Consider the following 17,340-nt stretch of genomic DNA (forward strand, 5'->3'; position numbering starts at 1 on the left):
ACAGGACAATAATGACAGCGAAGCCCACCTTGCGCCTGATCCTTGGTGACCAGCTCAATACGCAGCACCGCTGGTTTACCGACGTCGACGACGCCACCATCTACGTCTTGATGGAAGTGCGGCAAGAAACCGATTATGTGCTGCATCACGCGCAGAAAATCCTGGCCATCTTCGCTGCCATGCGCGACTTTGCGCGCCAGCTGCGCGAGGATGGCCACGCCGTGCATTACATCGCCATCGGCGACGCGGAAAGCAGGCGCTCGATACCGGAGAATATCGAAGCGCTGATTCGCCACTATGACGCCGGCGCCGTCGAGTACCAGGCGCCCGACGAGTGGCGCCTCGACCAGCAGCTGTATGAGGCCGGGCGACGCTCGGCCATCCCGTGGTTGATGGTCGACAGCGAGCATTTCTATACGGCCCGCAACGAGGCGGCCGATATTTTCGCCGGGCGCAAGCAATGGCTGATGGAGTTTTTCTACCGCCAGATGCGCAGCGCGCATCAGGTGTTGATGGAAGACGCGAAAAAACCCGTCGGCGGCCAGTGGAATTTCGATCACGATAACCGCAAGCCCTGGCGCGGCACGCCCGCCGAGCCGCAAGACCCGCGCACCGTGCATGACCATACCCGTCTATGGGAAAGCATCGTCGCCGCCGGCGTGAAGAGCTTCGGCGCGCCCCGTGCGGACCGGCTGGCGTGGGCGCTGAACCGGGATGAGGCGCTGCAGCAGCTCGATGCCTTCATCGAGCGGGCCTTGCCGCATTTTGGCGATTTCCAGGATGCCATGAGCAGCAAGGCCTGGCGCTTGTTCCACTCCCTGCTGTCGTTCGCGCTGAACGTGAAAATGCTGAACCCGCGCGAAGTCGTCGGCAGGGCGCAGGCCGCCTATCACGCCGGCCACGCTCCCCTGGCCGCTGTCGAGGGCTTCATCCGCCAGATCCTGGGCTGGCGCGAATATGTGCGCGGCGTCTACTGGGCGCAGATGCCCGGTTATGCGGAAAAGAATTTCTTTGGCCATGCGCGTGCGCTGCCCTCCTGGTTCTGGGACGGCAAGACGAAGATGCATTGTTTGTCGCAGGCGATCACGCAGTCGCTGGAACAGGCGCACGCGCATCACATCCAGCGCCTGATGGTAATCGGCAACTTCGCGCTGCTGGCCGGCCTCGATCCCGCCAAGGTCCACGGCTGGTACCTGGGCATTTACATCGATGCCTTCGAATGGGTGGAACTGCCCAATACCGTCGGCATGAGCCAGTTCGCCGACGGCGGCCTGCTGGCCACCAAGCCGTATGTCTCCAGCGCCGCGTATATCGACCGCATGGGCGATTATTGCAAGGGATGCCATTACGACAAGAAGGCGCGCATCGGCGAGCGCGCCTGCCCCTTCAATGCCCTGTACTGGGATTTTTTCCACCGCAACGCGGCCACGCTGGAGCACAATCCCCGCATCGGCATGGCGTATCGCCAGCTGGAAAAAATGGACGAGGAAACAGTCGCCGCTTTCCGGCAGCAGGCGGCCACGATGCTGGCCAGGCTCGATTCCTTGTAACGCAGGGCAATGTGGTCTGTTTCCCACGGTGGATGTGCAACCGGACGATGGAGCCGGGACTCAGGATTTCCTCATGTTATGGGAAACGGTAGCGGGCAAGGCCCGAAAAACTGCCGAGCGGTGGCGGCAGGCTGCCTACCATTTTGGTTGACGTGACCAGCGCAGCACTGTGGCAAGCCTGATTCTCACCGTATAGTCTTCTCCCGTTTCATGCTCCAGCCACAGGACGCCGTCTTCGATGCTGACCCAGGCATCGACTATTCGCGTGTCGAACGGCATCGCCGTATCTTTGATATCAATCTTCACTCTTCCAGACTTCACATTGAGCGACCTCAACACTCGCGTCGTTCGTTGCGTAAACTCGATGACGTATGAAGTGCTTGTCTTTTTTGTCATTGGAAATGCTCACCCAAAATGCTTTGAAATTTTTTTAAATATTACTACATAAAAAATTTCCATCGCGCACGAAGGCGAATGCAACAAAGAAGACGGCATTATAAAAATTTCCCCGAAAGAAATATTTATTATTTTTAATAAATTAAAGTTCAACCATGGAGCGGCGTTATTTTTGCACATCGCAGAAACAGTTTCAGGTTAATTGTTTCTCGATGGATATATTTTTATATGTTTTGCAATATTTATTATCTTGTATTTCTTATATTGATATAAATCAATGTTTTCTGTGTATTAATTTGAGGAGGTATTCTTGCTGTTAGGATATGGCTCAACTCTGGCTTCGGCGAGTGATGCATGCTCATGGGAAATGAAAGTTATTTTTGGAAAATTTTTTGTGCGGGTGCCGAAGAGATATTTGAGGTGCCGTATAGCAGATGGCGTATCCGCATACGATATTTTCCGCGCCAATATATTCATCGTGAGAAATATATTGATGGTATGGTTCAGATTGTTAATGGCCGTGAATGGTATAAAACCCATTATTGCAATGCCGGCAGAATTAAATCAGGTTCTGATGGTTTAATTGGCGGCGTAGATTGTGCAATTGATGTGTTGAATATTTTTCATGAAGAAGAGATTTTCGGCGCAATGGAAAATGTAATGAACATCGTTCTTTTTATCGCCAATTTCCTGCCTTCCCTGGGAAAGGCATTATTGTTGCGTGAGGATGAAGGTATGGGCGATGGCGAAATTGCGATAAAGATGGCATACCGAATGGGAACAGTGCGAAGCCGTATGCACAGAGTAAGGGCGGAGATACGCAAGAGACCGGAAGAGTATCAATAAAGGCGGCCTGCCGAATTGCGGTAGCCCGAAGCGGGAGCATGCGGTGCTTGTCCCTCTACTTGACATGAATTGACATGGTGACTAAAAATTACATCGGCGGCCCCGTGCAGGTGGAGCCGGATCATCCCAGGCGGATCGATGCATTGACAGCACAAAAAATTGATGTGGCAATTATTTTTCAGGAAATGCTTGGCACTGCCGTGGCAGCAAAATACCTGCATACAAATGGCGTGCCGCTATCTGTCGCACTGCGCGTATTGGTCTGCGAGCGCAGAAAAGATCCATCGCCGCCCAAAATGATCGGACTCGAAAAAGGGCCTGCCCATCATCCCCCGTCGAGGTTGAGCGAGATAGGCGCCGAATCGGATTGACAGCACGGGAATAAGCTGCTGTGCCGGTTCATCGCTGGAACAGACTCCTGCTTGCATGGCGTGCGGCCGCCGCTTTCCACGGGCGACCAGCCGATATTGAAACGCCGCATCAGTGCCAGATGGTGCACATTGAGCACCTTGGGCAGCGGAGAGTCCAAGGTGGACAGGATGCGCTGGCCGTACGGCGCGGGGCAGGTTGTTGTCTGCCGCGCGCGCAAGCACGGGCGAGCACAGCAGGACGCCGGCGACGCGCAGCAGCTGGCGTCGCAGGGGCTGGCTCAGCCGTTGCATCACGGCGCCGTCAAGTCCTGGCGCTGGAATTCGATGCGGTTTTCCTGGTAGGTCCACTTGGTGTAGGGGCCGAACACGCGCCGGTTTTCCTTGCTGTCGGCATTCGATTGCTCGCGCTTCATGCGCCGCACGAGGGCGGTATCGACCAGCGGTTCGGTCGTCGTGCCGAACACTTCGTGGCGCACGCTTTGCTTGGCGTCGGCGCCACGCGAAATGATGGTGAGCTTGCGCGTGGCGGGATCGAAGTACAGGCGCATGGCAAACGTGTTCATGTCCTGCAGGTACAGGCCGTCGTCGCGCTGCTGGGCGTAGAAATAATCGCCGCAGACGGCCTTCGGCTCGCGTTTCCACTCGCAGGACAGGACGATCAGCAGGTGATGCTCATCGAGTTGCTTGACCGAGATGCGTCCCTTGGAATAGCCCCAGTTACTGGGTGGCACGGTCTTCGACGAGAGCAGATTGTATTCGCCCACCAGCTTGGTCAGGGGAAGGGGAGCTTGCGCGAAGGCGCCGGCGCAGAGAGTCAAGGCGGCTGCCGCTGTGGCGCCGCGTAGGCAGGAAAATGGAATCATGATGGCCATAAAGAAAAGTTGCCATATTATAGATGGTAACTTGCCAAGATGGCCGCGCGCTTGCGCAGCGCGCCGCTTGTTACTTCAGCTTGCTCAATTCCGCCACGTCGATCTTGACGACCTTGCCCTCGGTGGCGGCCACGAGTGCATGGAAGTGGGGCATCGCGTAGTGCGCCGTCAGGGCCGCGTTGTTCGTCCATTCTTCCAGCATGATGAAGCGCGTGGGAATCTTGTTGTCGAGGTGCAGTTCGTAGCGCAGGCAGCCGCTTTCCGCGCGGCTCGGCGGCACGACGGCTTCCAGGGCGGCGCGCACGGCGTCGATATGTTGAGGTTGGGCATCGATGGTGGCGACGACGGTCAGGGTCATGGTGGTCCTTGTAAAGTGGTGGGGCGGATGCAGCTTAGCGCATCTTGCCCTTTCTTGTCCGCCATGCCCAGTCTGGCTGCGCCGAAACAGTTTCCGCCGCAGCCAGAGAATCAAGCTGAACCTACGCCGCCTGCAGCGCGCCGATCTGCTCGAAGGCCGCCGTCATGGCCTGCATCCTGGCCGCGTCGCTGACCTTGACGCCTTCGGCGCGCACGATCTCGATCTGCTGGATGCCGAGAAAGCCGAGGAAGGCGCGCAGATGGCTTTCCTGGTGTTCCAGGGCGGCCATCGGCGTGTCGGCGCCGTAGTAGCCGCCGCGCGTCGAGGCGATGATCACGCGCTTGGTTCCCAGCAAGCCTTCCGGGCCATTGGCGCCGTACTGGAAGGTCTTGCCGGGCACGGCCAGCGCGTCGAGCCACGATTTGAGCTGGCTGGGGATGGCGAAGTTGTACATGGGCGCGCCGATGACGATGACGTCGGCGGCCAGTACTTGCTCCAGCGCGGCGGCAAGGATTTCGCCTTCGGCGGCACCGGGTGCGGCCGTAAATTGCGGCAGGGGCTGGGTGGCCAGGTCGCGGTAGTGGACGGTGGCGCCGGGCGCGGCCGCTTGCAGGCGGGCCACGATGGCGGCGCTCAGTTGGCGGCTGACGGAATGCTCGCCAAGGACGCTGGAATCGATATGCAGGATGTTCATGGTTGCCTTCTTGGATGGTATGATCGGGTGGTATGTTTTTGTAACCGGGTTAAATATAGTGACTATCAAATGAACGCACAAGAAGGCACTTTTTCCACACTGGGGCACACGGATGTGACTATGGGCGCGGTGGCCGCGCGCGGGGCCGAGCTGGAAAAGCGCATGCGCGACCATGGCGGCCATGCGGGCGTGGCGGACTCGTGCCGCCCGATCACGGATATTCTGACCCGCGTGGGCGACAAATGGAGCGTGATGGTGGTGATGTTGCTGGGCAATGGCACCAAGCGCTTCAACGAGATGCGCCGCCTGATCGGCGGCATTTCGCAGCGCATGCTGACTTTGACCCTGCGCGGCCTGGAGCGCGACGGTCTTGTCACGCGCACCGTGTTTCCCACCGTGCCGCCGCGCGTCGACTATGCGCTGACGGACCTGGGGCGTTCGCTATTGATTCCCATCAGCGCGCTGGGCGCCTGGGCCTACGGCCACCGCGACGCCATCGATGCGGCACGGCTGGCGTTCGATGCCAGGGCCGATGCGGGCGCGACGTCAGGCAGCTAGCTTAGTTCGATCACTGCCAGCATGTCATTGCCATCCGCATCCATGCCTTTTTCCACGAAACCCATGCTGGCATAGAACTGTTTCGCGTTGGTATTACCGGGCTTGTAGCAGATTTCGATGCTGCGCGCATCCGGGCGGGCGCGGATTTCCGCCAGCGCCAGGGCGAGGGCGGCGCGGCCATGGCCTTGCCCCTGGCGCCGGTGGTCGATCATGAAGCGCCAGATCTGGTAGTGGCCGGGCGGGTCGTCGGCGTCGGGCGAGACGAACATCAGGAAGCCGATCACTTCCTCGTCGCCATACACGGCGCGCGTATGCAGGATGGCGGGATGGAAACTCGCTTGCGCGATGGAATAGTCGTTGCTGGCCAGATAGTCGCGCTGCTGCGGCAACAGGGGCAAGTCGCTGACGAGGTCGAAATTGTCGACGGTGACGGGGCGCAGGCTGATAAGCATAGTGGACGGCAATGAAGGGCAAGGCCTGGCAGTATGGGGAGGAATTGCTCAATTGGCAATGCTGTTCCACCACCTGCATCAAACGGCGGTGGAACACCGAGGGCACGGCGGCTGTGGCTCGGGCCGCCATCACATTGACCTGGCGGCGACCGCCTCGGCCCCGGCCTGCGGCACCTGCCAGCCGCCGCCCAGCGCCCGGTAGGCGGCGACTGCCGCGCGCGCCGACGCCGTTTGCGCCTGCGCGCGCGCGTCCCTTGCACGCAGCAGCCTCGTATCGGCCTGCAGTACATCAAGCTGGCTGGTGACGCCTTTCTCGTAGGCTGCCAGCGAAGCGGCGCGGGCGCGCTCAAGCGCCTCTACGCCATGCGCCTGTAGAGTGGCCTGTTCTTCATGGCGCAGCAGAGCCGAACAGGCGTTTTCCACGTCTTCGGCAGCATGCAGCGCGGCGAGCCGGTAGGCCGCCAGCAGCTCGGCTTCCTGGCCACGCGAAGCCTCGATCTGCGCATCGATGCGGCCGAAATCGAACAGGCGCCAGCGCAGGCCCAGCATGCCGGCGGCCTGGCCGGAGCCGCTGCTGAACAGGGCGCCGCCGGCCGTGGCGCTGCCAAACAAGGCGCCAAAATTGAATTTCGGGTAGTACTCGGCAACGGCCGCGCCGGTGCGCGCGCTGGCGGCGGCCAGGCGCCGCTCGGCGGCGGTCAGGTCGGGCCGGCGCCGCAGCAGTTCGCCTGGCGAGCCGCCGGCCGTGATACGCGGCGCGCGCGCCATCACGCCGGCGGCGGCCATTTCATCGCCGTAGGTGCCGGGTGCCGCGCCCAGCATCACGTCGAGCGCATGCAGCGCCACCTCGCGCGCCGTGTCCAGGCCGGGCACGGCGGCGCGCGCCTGCGCCAGCGATGCTTCGGCCTGCCGCAGGGCCGGCTCGTTCGCCAATCCCTTGTCGTATAGCAGCGTGGCGAGTTCCAGCAGCGCCGCGTCGGTGTCGACCTGCCGGCGTGCGAGGTCGAGCCGCGCCTGCAGGCCTTGGATGGACAGGTAAAGGTCCGCCGTTTGCGCCGCCACGGCCAGGCGCGTTGCGGCCCATCCAGCCTCGCTGGCCTCGTAATCGGCGCGCGCCGCTTCACGTTCGCGGCGCAGGCCGCCGAACAGGTCGAGTTCCCACGACGCCTGCAGGTTCAATTCCCGCGCGCTGCCGGCGCGGTCATAGCCTGGCGTGGCGTTCAAGACCTTGCCCAGCGGCGTTTGCACCGACTGGTAGGCGCGCGCCGCCTGACCGCCAATGCTGGCCGACGGCAGCAGCGCGGCGTCTGCCGCCCCGGTGGCGGCGCGCGCCTGCCTGACCCTGGCCTGCGCCTGCTCCAGGTCGAGGTTTTGCGCCAGCGCCACCGTTACCAGACGGGTCAGGCGCGGATCGCCGAACGCTGTCCACCACTGCCGCAGTTCGGCGGCGTCCGCGTCCTGGCGCGCGCCGAGCGCCGCCTGGTGCAGATACTGCGCCGCTAGCGGCGCTTCGGGCCGGCGGTAGTCCAGGCCAGCAGTGCAGCCGGTGGCGGCCAGGCCGGCGGCGATCAGCAGAAAGGGGAGGCGCAGGCGTGGCAGTGGCATGGTGGTCTTCCAGTTCAAAAAAGAAATAATGTGTGACTATAATACATATTGGTCACTTATTGTGCATTCCGTCGCGGCGCGTTAAGCTGTCGCCATGAATTCCATCACACCCGACACACCAAGCCCTGCGCGCGGCCCGGCCGGCCACGACGTGCGCGACCAGATCGTTGCCGCCGCCACCGATTACTTCAGCCGCTACGGCTATGAAAAGACGACGGTCTCCGACCTGGCCAGGGCGATCGGCTTTTCCAAGGCCTATATCTATAAATTCTTCGAATCCAAGCAAGCCATCGGCGAGCATATCTGCGCCAGCTGCCTGCGCCAGATCGAAACCGAGGTGAGAAGCGCGGTGGCGGCGGCCGGCCAGCCGCCGGAGCAGCTGCGGCGCATGTTCCGGACCAGCGTCGAGGCCAGCTTGCGGCTGTTTTTCCAGGACCGCAAGCTGTACGACATCGCCGCCTCGGCCGCCACCGGGCGCTGGCCTGCCGTGCAAGCCTACGAGCTGGCCATGGGCGCCTTGCTGCAGGATATCTTGCAGCAGGGACGCAAGACGGGCGACTTTGAACGCAAGACGCCGCTCGACGAAACGGTCAGCGCGATCTATCTGGTGATGCGCCCCTACGTCAATCCCTTGCTGCTGCAGCACAGCGTCGACAGCAGCGAAACGGCGGTGCTGCAACTGTCCAGCCTGGTTTTGCGCAGCCTGTCGCCATAGCCTCCTCCTTAAATTGTGACCATTGACTTATTTGGTCACTAGTACCAGAATGAGAACCCTGATCACTCATTCATGGGATTCTTATGCGCTGGCGCCGCCTCGCTTCATCTGTAGTCATCTCCACCTTGCCCCTGGCCTTGAGCGCCTGCGCCGACAAGGCGCAGGCCGATCCGCGCACCGCCACGCCGCTGGTGCGCGCCGTCACGGTGCAGGGCGCCGAAGCGGGCACGCGCAGCTTTACGGGCGTGGTCGCGCCGCGCGTGCAAAGCGACCTCGGTTTCCGCGTGGCCGGCAAGGTGCGCGAACGGCTGGTCGACGCCGGCCAGGCCGTGCGCCGTGGCCAGCCATTGTTGCGCCTCGACGCCGACGACCTGCAACTGCTGGCGCAGGCGCGGCAAGAGTCCGTCACGGCCGACCGCGCCCGCGCGCGCCAGGCGGCGGACGAGGAGGCGCGCTACCGCGACTTGCGCGGCACCGGCGCCATCTCGGCATCCAATTACGACCAGGTGAAGGCGGCGGCTGACGCGGCCGGCGCCCAATTGAAAGCGTCCGAAGCCCTGGCCGGGGTGGCGCGCAATGCGCTGCAGTACGCGGTGCTGCTGGCCGACGCCGACGGTGTCGTGATGGACACCTTGGCCGAACCGGGCCAGGTGGTCGCGGCCGGGCAGGTGGTGGTGCGCCTGGCCCATGACGGCCGGCGCGAAGCGGCGATCCAGCTGCCGGAAACCGTGCGCCCCGCGCTCGGCTCCAAGGCCCAGGCCACCCTGTTCGGCAGGCCGGGTGCCAGCGTGCCGGCCACCTTGCGCCAGCTGGCGCAGACGGCGGACCGGCAAACGCGTACTTTCGAGGCGCGCTATGTGCTCGACGCGGCGCTCTCAAGTGCGCCGCTGGGCGCCACCGTCACCCTGCGCCTGCCCGGCGCGCATGCCGCCAGCGGCACTGTGCAAGTGCCGCTGGCGGCCCTGCACGATGCGGGCAAGGGGCAGGGCGTGTGGGTGATCGCCGGTACGCCGGCGCAAGTGACCTGGCGGCCGGTGAAGGTGCAGGGGCTGCACGATGACGGCGCCGACGTCAGCGGCCTGAAGGCGGGCGAACGCATCGTCGCGCTGGGCGCCCATCTGCTGCACCAGGGAGAGCGGGTCAGGGTCGAACCGGTGCCAGTGGCCGCCGGCGCGGGAGCGCATCCATGAGCGCGGCGGGCTTCAACCTGTCGGCGCTGGCCGTGCGCGAGCGTTCCGTCACCCTGTTCCTGATCTGCCTCATTTCGCTGGCCGGCCTGCTGTCGTTCTTCAAGCTGGGGCGCGCGGAAGACCCGGCCTTCACGGTCAAGGTGATGACCATCGTCACCGCCTGGCCCGGCGCCAGCGCGCGCGAAATGCAGGACCAGGTGGCCGACAAGATCGAAAAGCGCCTGCAGGAGCTGCGCTGGTACGAGCGCGCCGAAACCTATACCAGGCCGGGCCTGGCTTTCACGATCCTGACACTGCTCGACAGCACGCCGCCCGGGCAGGTGCAGGCCGAGTTCTACCAGGCGCGCAAGAAGGCCGGCGACGAGGCGGCCAATTTGCCGGCCGGCGTGATCGGCCCCATGATCAATGACGAATACGCGGACGTCACCTTTGCCCTGTATGCGCTGAAAGCCAAAGGCGAGCCGCAGCGCCTGCTGGTGCGCGAGGCGGAAACCTTGCGCCAGCGGCTGCTGCACGTGCCGGGCGTCAAAAAGGTCAATATCATCGGCGAACAGGCCGAACGCATCTACGTGGAGTTTTCGCAGGAACGCCTGGCCACCCTGGGCGTGCGGGCGCAGGACGTGTTCGCGGCACTGCACGGCCAGAATGCCCTCACGCCGGCCGGCTCGGTCGAAACGCGCGGGCCGCAGGTGTCCATCCGCCTCGACGGCGCGCTCGACGCGCTGCAAAAGATCCGCGATACGCCCGTGGTGGTGCAGGGGCGCACCTTGGCCCTGTCCGATATCGCCACCGTGCGCCGTGGCCAGGAAGACCCGGCCAGTTTCCTGGTGCGCAATGGCGGCGAGCCGGCGCTGCTGCTGGGCGTGGTCATGCGCGACGGCTGGAACGGGCTGGACCTGGGCAAGGCGCTGGACGGGGAAGTGACTGCCATCGGTGCCGCCATGCCGCTGGGCATGAGCCTGGCCAAGGTTACCGACCAGGCTGTCAATATCAGCGCGGCCGTCGACGAATTCATGCTCAAGTTCCTCGCCGCGCTGCTGGTGGTGATGCTGGTGTGCTTTATCAGCATGGGCTGGCGCGTCGGCATCGTGGTGGCCGCCGCCGTGCCGCTGACCCTGGCCGTGGTGTTCATCGTGATGGCCGCGACAGGCAAGAATTTCGACCGCATCACCCTCGGTTCCCTGATCCTGGGCCTCGGCCTGCTGGTGGACGACGCCATCATCGCCATCGAAATGATGGTCGTGAAAATGGAGGAGGGCTACAGCCGCATCGCCGCCTCCGCCTACGCCTGGAGCCATACGGCCGCACCCATGCTGGCCGGCACCCTGGTGACGGCCGTCGGCTTCATGCCCAACGGCTTTGCCCGCTCCAGCGCCGGCGAATACACGAGCAATATGTTCTGGATCGTCGGCATCGCGCTGATCGCGTCGTGGGTGGTGGCGGTGGTGTTTACGCCCTACCTGGGCGTGAAGCTGCTGCCCGAGCTGAAAAAGGTCGCCGGTGGCCATGATGCGCTGTACGACACGCCGCGTTACCACCGCTTTCGCCGGCTGCTGGGGCGCGTGATCGCCCGCAAATGGCTGGTGTTCTGCACCGTGATCGGCCTGTTCGTGCTGGCTGTGCTGGGCATGGCCGTCGTCAAGAAACAGTTCTTCCCGATCTCGGACCGCCCTGAAGTGCTGATCGAAGTGCAACTGCCCTACGGCAGCGCGATCGGACAGACCAGCGGCGCGGCGGCGAAAGTGGAAGCCTGGCTGGCGCGCCAGCCCGAAGCGAAGATCGTCACGGCCTATGTGGGCCAGGGCGCACCGCGCTTTTACCTGGCTATGGGGCCGGAATTGCCCGATCCTTCGTTTGCCAAGATCGTCGTGCGCACCGACAGCCAGCAGGCGCGCGACAGCCTCAAGCAGCGCTTGCGCGAGGCCGTTGCCGCCGGCCTGGCGCCGGAGGCGCGCGTGCGCGTCACGCAACTGGTGTTCGGCCCGTACTCGCCGTTTCCCGTCGCCTACCGGGTCAGCGGCCCCGATCCCGAGGTGTTGCGCGGCATCGCCGACGAGGTGCGGCGCGTGATGCAGGCCAGCCCGATGATGCGTACCGTCAATACCGATTGGGGCACGCGCACGCCCACCCTGCATTTCAGCCTGCAGCAGGACCGCTTGCAGGCGATGGGCCTGACGTCGGCCGCCGTGGCGCAGCAGCTGCAGTTCCTGCTCAGCGGCGTGCCCGTCACCGCCGTGCGCGAAGATATCCGCACGGTGCAGGTGGTGGCGCGCGCGGCAGGCGACGTGCGGCTGGACCCGGCGCGCATCGCCGACCTGACCCTGGCCGGCGCGAATGGCGAACGCATCGCGCTGTCGCAGGTGGGCAGCGTTGAGGTGCGCTCGGAAGAACCCGTGATGCGCCGGCGCGACCGCCAGCCGACGATTACCGTGCGCGGCGACATCGCCGACGGCATGCAGCCGCCCGACGTCTCGGGCGCCATCACGGCGCAGCTGCAAGCCGTCATCGACAAGCTGCCGGCCGGCTACCGCATCGAGCAGGCCGGCTCCATCGAGGAATCGGCCAAGGCAACGCAAGCGATGCTGCCGCTGTTCCCCATCATGCTGGCGCTGACCCTGCTGATGATCATCCTGCAGGTGCGCTCGATCTCGGCGATGGTGATGGTGTTCCTGACCAGCCCGTTGGGCCTGATCGGCGTCGTGCCCACCTTGCTGCTGTTCCAGCAGCCGTTCGGCATCAATGCGCTGGTCGGCCTGATCGCGCTGTCGGGCATTTTGATGCGCAATACCCTGATCCTGATCGGCCAGATCCACCAGAACGAGGCGACCGGCCTGGCGCCGTTCGACGCCGTGGTCGAGGCGACCGTGCAGCGCGCGCGTCCCGTGATCCTCACGGCGCTGGCGGCCATCCTGGCCTTTATTCCGCTGACCCATTCGGTATTCTGGGGCACCTTGGCCTATACCCTGATCGGCGGCACGTTTGCCGGCACGGTGCTGACCCTGGTGTTCCTGCCGGCCATGTATGCGATCTGGTTCAGGATACGGCCGTAGGCAAGGGTGGTGTAGATTGAGAACAGCGGGCCGGAGACGCGGGCCTGAGAAAATGCCGATGGCGGCGTTGCGGCTTCCTTGCCGTACTGGCGTACTGTCTGCGTCGCCGCGCCTGGCCCTCGACATTTTTCAGGTCCGCTTGGCCCGGGGCGCCTGTCTTTCTGACTTGGGCCGTTTCGTGGCTTGCCGGTTTGCTTGTTTGCTTGTTGCTTGTTGCTTGCTACTTGTTGCTTGTCTCTTTCTCTAGGTTCCGGCGGCATCCTGCCGGTAGCGCGCCGGCGGCAGTTCGAACTGGGTCTTGAAGAAGCGGGTAAATGCGCTTTGCGAGGAAAAACCCAGGCGCTCGCTGATTTCCACCACGCTCAGGCTCGTTTCGCGCAGCAAACGGCGCGATTCGCGGCTTTTCGCGCGCAATTCCAGCGCGCGGAATGAGGTCTGTTCCTGCTGCAGCTGGCGCTGCAAGGTCCAGCGGTTCATCGCCAGACCGTCGCACAGGGCCGGCAGCAATGCGGTGCCGTCGGCGTCCCCGGCGTCTTGCCGGCCCAGCAAATCGATGATCGCCTGCTCCACGCGGGCCGAAAACAGCTGCGCTCCCTGCAATTGCTGCAATTGCCCCTGCGCGTAGCACAGCGCGTGCGGCGCCAGCATGGCGTTGAACTGGGCGAAGGGACGGTCCAGCGCAGGCGCGTCGAACGTCAGGGTGTTGCGCGCCTGGCCGAAGGTGACGGCGGCGCCGAAGCACTCGGCAATGGCCGGCGCGAACCACGGCGCCTTGCCCTGGAAACCGGCATGGAAGGCGGTGGGCGCGCCATCGTCGTAGGCGCGCGCCACCAGCGACAGCATGCGGAAATTGGCCAGCGCCTGCATGGCGCCGCCCGCCGGGCAGAACTCGGACAGGTATTCGATCTCGATGCGCGTGCCATTTTCACTCATCAGCATGAAGTCGAATTCGCCGATCAGGCCCCGCAAGTGCAGCAGCTCGTGCAGCGCGCTGCGCAGGGTGGGGCGATTGAAGCAGACGTGGGCGATGCCCGAGTAATGCGCGAACCAGTGCGTCACGTCGAGATCGAGCAGACCGCGGTGCTGCGGCAGCTGCTGGGCGTAGGCCGTCATGCGGCGGTGCCGCTCGGCGTTGATGCGGCCGCCCGGCTCGTTCAGCTGCGCCGGCGTGATGCCCGTCTGGCGAAAAAAGTCGGCGGGATCGTGGCCATCGGCCTGCATGGCGCGCGCGCATTGCTGCGCGATGCGGTTCGAGACCGTGCGCGTGTCGGGTTTGTGCAAGGCTGTCTCCTGCTTATTCAGCGTATTCCGCTTGTTGTAGTAATTTTTCACAAATATTAGCACTTTGTAGGAGATTGTTGGTTGTTGTGCCATCTAACCAAAAATTGTTCTCGCGGGTATAAAACGCGTGCTGCGCGGTCAAGAAACTCACGCATTCTCACGCTATATTGTTTTCGGCCGGCCTTGCTGCCGCGCCTTGATACCTACAAAAACAGTCTTGGAGATAATGATGAATTGCACTTTGAAACCGATGGCCCGCGTGGTCGCCGGCTGCGTCGCCACGCTTGCCCTGGCCGCTTGCGGCAACAACCACACCGGCAGCGAGGGATACACGCAGCCCGTGTTCGGCGCCACCACCTACACCCAGTTGAAAGTCGACGGCTATACCTTCAAGGACATGAACCGCAACGGCAAGATCGACCCGTACGAAGACTGGCGCCTGCCGGCCGAGGCGCGCGCGGACGACCTGCTGTCGCGCATGAGCCTCGACGAAAAAGCGGGCCTGATGATGCACGGCACGGCGCCCACTGTGGCCGACCCCACCGGCATCGGCCAGGGCGGCGCCTACGATTTGACGGCGCTGCAAGACCTGATCGTCAAGCAGTACATCAACACCTTCATCACCCGCATGGCGGGCGACACGGCCAATATGGCGGCCCAGTACAACAAGGTGCAGGCGCTGAGCGAAACCTCGCGCCACGGCATTCCCGTCTCCATCAGCACGGACCCGCGCCACCATTTCCAGTACACGGTGGGCGCCAGCGCCGGTACCAAGGGTTTCTCGCAGTGGCCGGAAACCCTGGGCCTGGCCGCCATCGGCGACGATGCGCTGGTGCGCCGCTTCGGCGACATCGCGCGCCAGGAATACCTGGCCGTCGGCATCACGCAAGCGCTGTCGCCGCAGGCGGACCTGGCCACCGAGCCGCGCTGGTCGCGCATCAACGGCACCTTCGGCGAAGACGCGGACCTGGCCAAGCGCATGGTGCAGCACTATATCGAAGGTTTCCAGGATGGCAATACGGGATTGCATGACGGCAGCGTGGTGGCCGTCGTCAAGCACTGGGTCGGCTATGGCGCCACGAAAGAGGGCTTCGACGGCCACAATTACTATGGCCGCTACATGACCTACCCGGGCAACAACTTCGCTTACCACGTCAAGCCGTTCGAAGGGGCGTTCACGGCCAAGGCGGCCTCCGTCATGCCGACCTACGCCCTGCCGGACGGCAATATCACCATCGACGGCATCACCCTGGAACAAGTGGCGGCCGGCTTCAGCAAGACCATGCTGACGGATCTGCTGCGCGGCAAATACGGTTTCGAGGGCGTGATCCTGTCCGATTGGGGCATCACCTCCGACTGCGACGCCAACTGCCGCAACGGCACGGCGCCTGGCGTCGCGCCTTCCTTCATCGGTTTCGGCACGCCGTGGGGCATGGAAGACGCCACCAAGGCCGAGCGCTACGTGAAGGCCGTAACGGCGGGGATGGACCAGTTCGGCGGCGTGACGGAAGCGCCTTATCTGACGCAAGCGGTGCAACGGGGCCAGCTGACGGAAGCGCGCATCGACACGTCGGCGCGGCGCATCCTGATCCAGAAATTCAAGCAGGGCCTGTTCGAGCATCCGTTCGTCGATGCGGCCAAGGCGGCCGCCACCGTGGGCAAGGCGGACTTCATCGAAGCGGGCCTGGAAGCCCAGCGCCGCTCGCTGGTCTTGCTGGAAAACAAGGACAAGGTCTTGCCGCTGGCCGCCACCGTCAAGAAGGTCTACCTGTACGGCATCGATGCGGCCGTGGCGCAGCAGTATGGCTACACGGTGGTCGCCACGCCGCAGGAAGCGGACGTGGCCCTGCTGCGCGTGGCCGCGCCGTATGAAACCCTGCACCCGAACTACATCTTCGGCAGCATGCAGCACGAGGGCCGCCTCGATTACGTCGATGGCAACGCCGACTATGAAGCGATCAAGAATGCGGCCAAGTATGCGCCGAAGACGGTCGTCACCGTGTACCTGGACCGCCCGGCCATCCTAGGCAACGTGCAGGACAAGGCCAGCGCCATCCTCGCCAACTTCGGCGTGAGCGACGGCGCGCTGTTCGATGTCCTGACGGGCAAGGCCAAGCCGCAGGGCAAGCTGCCGTTCGAGCTGCCGTCGTCGATGGCCGAAGTGCAGGTGCAGAAATCGGACGTGCCGTATGACACGGCCCATCCGCTGTACAAGTTCGGCTACGGGCTGGCTTACTAAACCGTCCCTGTTGTCAACGCACGAAAATCCAGCTGCGCTCCCGTGCGGAGCGCAGCGCGGCATCGATCAGCCGGTCGACTTCGTAGCCGTCGCGGAAGGTGGGCCAGACGGGCGCGCCGCTGGCGATAGCCTGCAGAAAATCGCGCGCTTCGATGACGATCTGCTCGTTGTACCCGGTGCCGTGCCCCGCGCCCTGGCTGAACGCCAGGTAGTCGGGGTGGGCAGGCCCCATCAGCAGGCGCTGGAAACCCTGGCGCTGCGCGGGACGGCCGGCGTCGTACAGCCATAGTGCATTCTGGTCTTCCTGATCGAAGGCGATCGCGCCTTTGGTCCCCGTGATGCGGTAGGTGTAGCCCATTTTGCGGCCGGCCGCCACGCGGCTGAAGGTGAGGGCGCCGAGCGCGCCGTTGGCAAAGCGCAGCATCACATTGCCCTGGTCGTCGTTTTCCACCGCTTCCATGCCGTGCGGGCCTTGGCGCTGCGCGTGCACGGTATTCATGTCGGCCACCAGCGCGTCGACGGGACCGCCCAGGCGCAGGGCCAGGTTGAGCAGGTGCGAGCCCACGTCGGCCAGCGCGCCGGCGCGCGTTGCCGTCGCTTCGCGCGTGCGCCACGAAGCGGGCGCGCGCGGGTCGTGCAGGTAGTCTTCCACGTGTTCGGCGGCGACGTGGATGATCTCGCCGATCTCTCCCGATTCGATGATCTGCCGCGCCAGCTGGCTGGCGGGCGTGCGGATGTAGTTATAGCCGACCATATTGGCCACGCCCGCGCTTTCCGCCGCCTGCGCCAGTTGCAGCGATTCGGCGGCCGTCATGCCCAGCGGCTTTTCGCAGAATACGGGTTTGCCCAGGGCCAGCGCCGCCAGCACGATGTCCTTGTGCGTGGCCGGCGGCGTGGCGACGATGACGGCGTCGATGGCGGGATCATTGACCAGCGCGCGCCAGTCGCCCGTGGAGCGCTGCCACCCCAGTTCCTGCGCGCTGTGGGCGGCGCCTTCGCTGCTGCTGGTGGCGATGCATTCGCACACGGGATTCAGGGCCGTGTGAAAAATGCTGCGCACAGCTTTATAGGCGATGGTGTGGGCCTTGCCCATGTAGCCGGCGCCGATCAGGCCGATGTGGATGTCTTGCATATGCGGGTACTCCGTTCGTGTCGCGGTGAGG

16 protein-coding genes are annotated in these 17,340 nt (G+C 63.9%); 8 read left to right on the plus strand and 8 right to left on the minus strand.

Annotated features, from left to right (window positions below):
- Positions 1–11 precede the first annotated feature (11 nt).
- Positions 12–1,550 carry a cryptochrome/photolyase family protein gene (locus IGS60_RS05140; protein WP_230502808.1) on the plus strand — a complete coding sequence of 513 codons (1,539 nt, stop codon included), beginning with the start codon at positions 12–14 and terminating at the stop codon, positions 1,548–1,550.
- Between the two features lie 135 nt (positions 1,551–1,685).
- Here the strand turns inward: IGS60_RS05140 and IGS60_RS05145 are convergent, their stop codons facing one another.
- Complete coding sequence (locus tag IGS60_RS05145; RefSeq protein WP_070312467.1) at positions 1,686–1,946, minus strand: hypothetical protein; 261 nt, start codon at positions 1,944–1,946, stop codon at positions 1,686–1,688.
- A 360-nt stretch (positions 1,947–2,306) separates the two neighbouring features.
- On the opposite strand from IGS60_RS05145, the gene IGS60_RS05150 reads away from it, so the two are divergent.
- Together IGS60_RS05150 and IGS60_RS05155 are read left to right on the plus strand one after the other, a co-directional pair.
- The gene (locus tag IGS60_RS05150) at positions 2,307–2,792 is read left to right on the plus strand and encodes a hypothetical protein (protein WP_230502810.1); all 486 of its coding nucleotides are present in this window, start codon (positions 2,307–2,309) and stop codon (positions 2,790–2,792) included.
- A 74-nt stretch (positions 2,793–2,866) separates the two neighbouring features.
- Complete coding sequence (locus IGS60_RS05155) at positions 2,867–3,163, plus strand: hypothetical protein (protein WP_230502812.1); 297 nt, start codon at positions 2,867–2,869, stop codon at positions 3,161–3,163.
- Between the two features lie 290 nt (positions 3,164–3,453).
- Here the strand turns inward: IGS60_RS05155 and IGS60_RS05160 are convergent, their stop codons facing one another.
- The 3 genes from IGS60_RS05160 to IGS60_RS05170 form a co-directional block, all read right to left on the minus strand.
- Positions 3,454–3,981 (minus strand): hypothetical protein, encoded by a 528-nt coding sequence (locus IGS60_RS05160; RefSeq protein ID WP_230502814.1) that lies wholly within the window; start codon positions 3,979–3,981, stop codon positions 3,454–3,456.
- Between the two features lie 124 nt (positions 3,982–4,105).
- Positions 4,106–4,393 carry a putative quinol monooxygenase gene (locus tag IGS60_RS05165; protein WP_121669654.1) on the minus strand — a complete coding sequence of 96 codons (288 nt, stop codon included), beginning with the start codon at positions 4,391–4,393 and terminating at the stop codon, positions 4,106–4,108.
- 121 nt (positions 4,394–4,514) lie between these two features.
- Positions 4,515–5,087: an FMN-dependent NADH-azoreductase gene (locus tag IGS60_RS05170; RefSeq protein WP_230502816.1), complete on the minus strand. Its 573-nt coding sequence runs from the start codon at positions 5,085–5,087 to the stop codon at positions 4,515–4,517.
- Positions 5,088–5,249: 162 nt separating this feature from the next.
- On the opposite strand from IGS60_RS05170, the gene IGS60_RS05175 reads away from it, so the two are divergent.
- Positions 5,250–5,645: a helix-turn-helix domain-containing protein gene (locus tag IGS60_RS05175; protein ID WP_070218572.1), complete on the plus strand. Its 396-nt coding sequence runs from the start codon at positions 5,250–5,252 to the stop codon at positions 5,643–5,645.
- Here IGS60_RS05175 and IGS60_RS05180 read toward each other — a convergent pair.
- Entirely contained in the window at positions 5,642–6,097 is a 456-nt protein-coding gene (locus IGS60_RS05180) for a GNAT family N-acetyltransferase (protein WP_230502818.1), read from the minus strand. The genes IGS60_RS05175 and IGS60_RS05180 overlap by 4 nt on opposite strands.
- Positions 6,098–6,226: 129 nt before the next feature.
- Positions 6,227–7,702, minus strand: coding sequence for an efflux transporter outer membrane subunit (locus tag IGS60_RS05185; protein ID WP_230502820.1), 1,476 nt, complete (start codon positions 7,700–7,702; stop codon positions 6,227–6,229).
- 94 nt (positions 7,703–7,796) lie between these two features.
- On the opposite strand from IGS60_RS05185, the gene IGS60_RS05190 reads away from it, so the two are divergent.
- The 3 genes from IGS60_RS05190 (at position 7,797) to IGS60_RS05200 (ending at position 12,657) form a co-directional block, all read left to right on the plus strand.
- Positions 7,797–8,417, plus strand: a complete 621-nt coding sequence (locus tag IGS60_RS05190) for a TetR/AcrR family transcriptional regulator (protein ID WP_230502821.1) — start codon at positions 7,797–7,799, stop codon at positions 8,415–8,417.
- An 83-nt stretch (positions 8,418–8,500) separates the two neighbouring features.
- Positions 8,501–9,607 carry an efflux RND transporter periplasmic adaptor subunit gene (locus tag IGS60_RS05195; RefSeq protein WP_230502823.1) on the plus strand — a complete coding sequence of 369 codons (1,107 nt, stop codon included), beginning with the start codon at positions 8,501–8,503 and terminating at the stop codon, positions 9,605–9,607.
- Positions 9,604–12,657 carry an efflux RND transporter permease subunit gene (locus IGS60_RS05200; RefSeq protein WP_230502824.1) on the plus strand — a complete coding sequence of 1,018 codons (3,054 nt, stop codon included), beginning with the start codon at positions 9,604–9,606 and terminating at the stop codon, positions 12,655–12,657. Before IGS60_RS05195 ends, IGS60_RS05200 begins: the two co-directional genes overlap by 4 nt.
- A gap of 243 nt (positions 12,658–12,900) precedes the next feature.
- Here IGS60_RS05200 and IGS60_RS05205 read toward each other — a convergent pair whose 3' ends face one another.
- Complete coding sequence (locus IGS60_RS05205; RefSeq protein ID WP_230502826.1) at positions 12,901–13,938, minus strand: AraC family transcriptional regulator; 1,038 nt, start codon at positions 13,936–13,938, stop codon at positions 12,901–12,903.
- A gap of 226 nt (positions 13,939–14,164) precedes the next feature.
- Between IGS60_RS05205 and IGS60_RS05210 the strand changes: the two genes are divergently transcribed.
- Positions 14,165–16,177: a glycoside hydrolase family 3 N-terminal domain-containing protein gene (locus IGS60_RS05210; RefSeq protein WP_230502828.1), complete on the plus strand. Its 2,013-nt coding sequence runs from the start codon at positions 14,165–14,167 to the stop codon at positions 16,175–16,177.
- 13 nt (positions 16,178–16,190) lie between these two features.
- On the opposite strand, the gene IGS60_RS05215 is transcribed toward IGS60_RS05210, so the two are convergent.
- Positions 16,191–17,309, minus strand: coding sequence for a Gfo/Idh/MocA family protein (locus IGS60_RS05215; RefSeq protein WP_230502830.1), 1,119 nt, complete (start codon positions 17,307–17,309; stop codon positions 16,191–16,193).
- Positions 17,310–17,340 lie beyond the last annotated feature (31 nt).

It is taken from the genome of Janthinobacterium sp. FW305-128 (assembly GCF_020858135.1).
Lineage (GTDB): Bacteria > Pseudomonadota > Gammaproteobacteria > Burkholderiales > Burkholderiaceae_D > Janthinobacterium.

Coding starts and splice junctions, on each gene's coding strand:
- IGS60_RS05185 (WP_230502820.1), bottom strand. CDS start 7,702: ATGCCACTGCCACGCCTGCGCCTCCCCTTTCTGCTGATCGCCGCCGGC.
- IGS60_RS05195 (WP_230502823.1), top strand. CDS start 8,501: ATGCGCTGGCGCCGCCTCGCTTCATCTGTAGTCATCTCCACCTTGCCC.
- IGS60_RS05215 (WP_230502830.1), bottom strand. CDS start 17,309: ATGCAAGACATCCACATCGGCCTGATCGGCGCCGGCTACATGGGCAAG.
- IGS60_RS05210 (WP_230502828.1), top strand. CDS start 14,165: ATGATGAATTGCACTTTGAAACCGATGGCCCGCGTGGTCGCCGGCTGC.
- IGS60_RS05190 (WP_230502821.1), top strand. CDS start 7,797: ATGAATTCCATCACACCCGACACACCAAGCCCTGCGCGCGGCCCGGCC.
- IGS60_RS05170 (WP_230502816.1), bottom strand. CDS start 5,087: ATGAACATCCTGCATATCGATTCCAGCGTCCTTGGCGAGCATTCCGTC.
- IGS60_RS05165 (WP_121669654.1), bottom strand. CDS start 4,393: ATGACCCTGACCGTCGTCGCCACCATCGATGCCCAACCTCAACATATC.
- IGS60_RS05145 (WP_070312467.1), bottom strand. CDS start 1,946: ATGACAAAAAAGACAAGCACTTCATACGTCATCGAGTTTACGCAACGA.
- IGS60_RS05155 (WP_230502812.1), top strand. CDS start 2,867: ATGGTGACTAAAAATTACATCGGCGGCCCCGTGCAGGTGGAGCCGGAT.
- IGS60_RS05140 (WP_230502808.1), top strand. CDS start 12: ATGACAGCGAAGCCCACCTTGCGCCTGATCCTTGGTGACCAGCTCAAT.
- IGS60_RS05150 (WP_230502810.1), top strand. CDS start 2,307: ATGGGAAATGAAAGTTATTTTTGGAAAATTTTTTGTGCGGGTGCCGAA.
- IGS60_RS05200 (WP_230502824.1), top strand. CDS start 9,604: ATGAGCGCGGCGGGCTTCAACCTGTCGGCGCTGGCCGTGCGCGAGCGT.
- IGS60_RS05180 (WP_230502818.1), bottom strand. CDS start 6,097: ATGCTTATCAGCCTGCGCCCCGTCACCGTCGACAATTTCGACCTCGTC.
- IGS60_RS05175 (WP_070218572.1), top strand. CDS start 5,250: ATGCGCGACCATGGCGGCCATGCGGGCGTGGCGGACTCGTGCCGCCCG.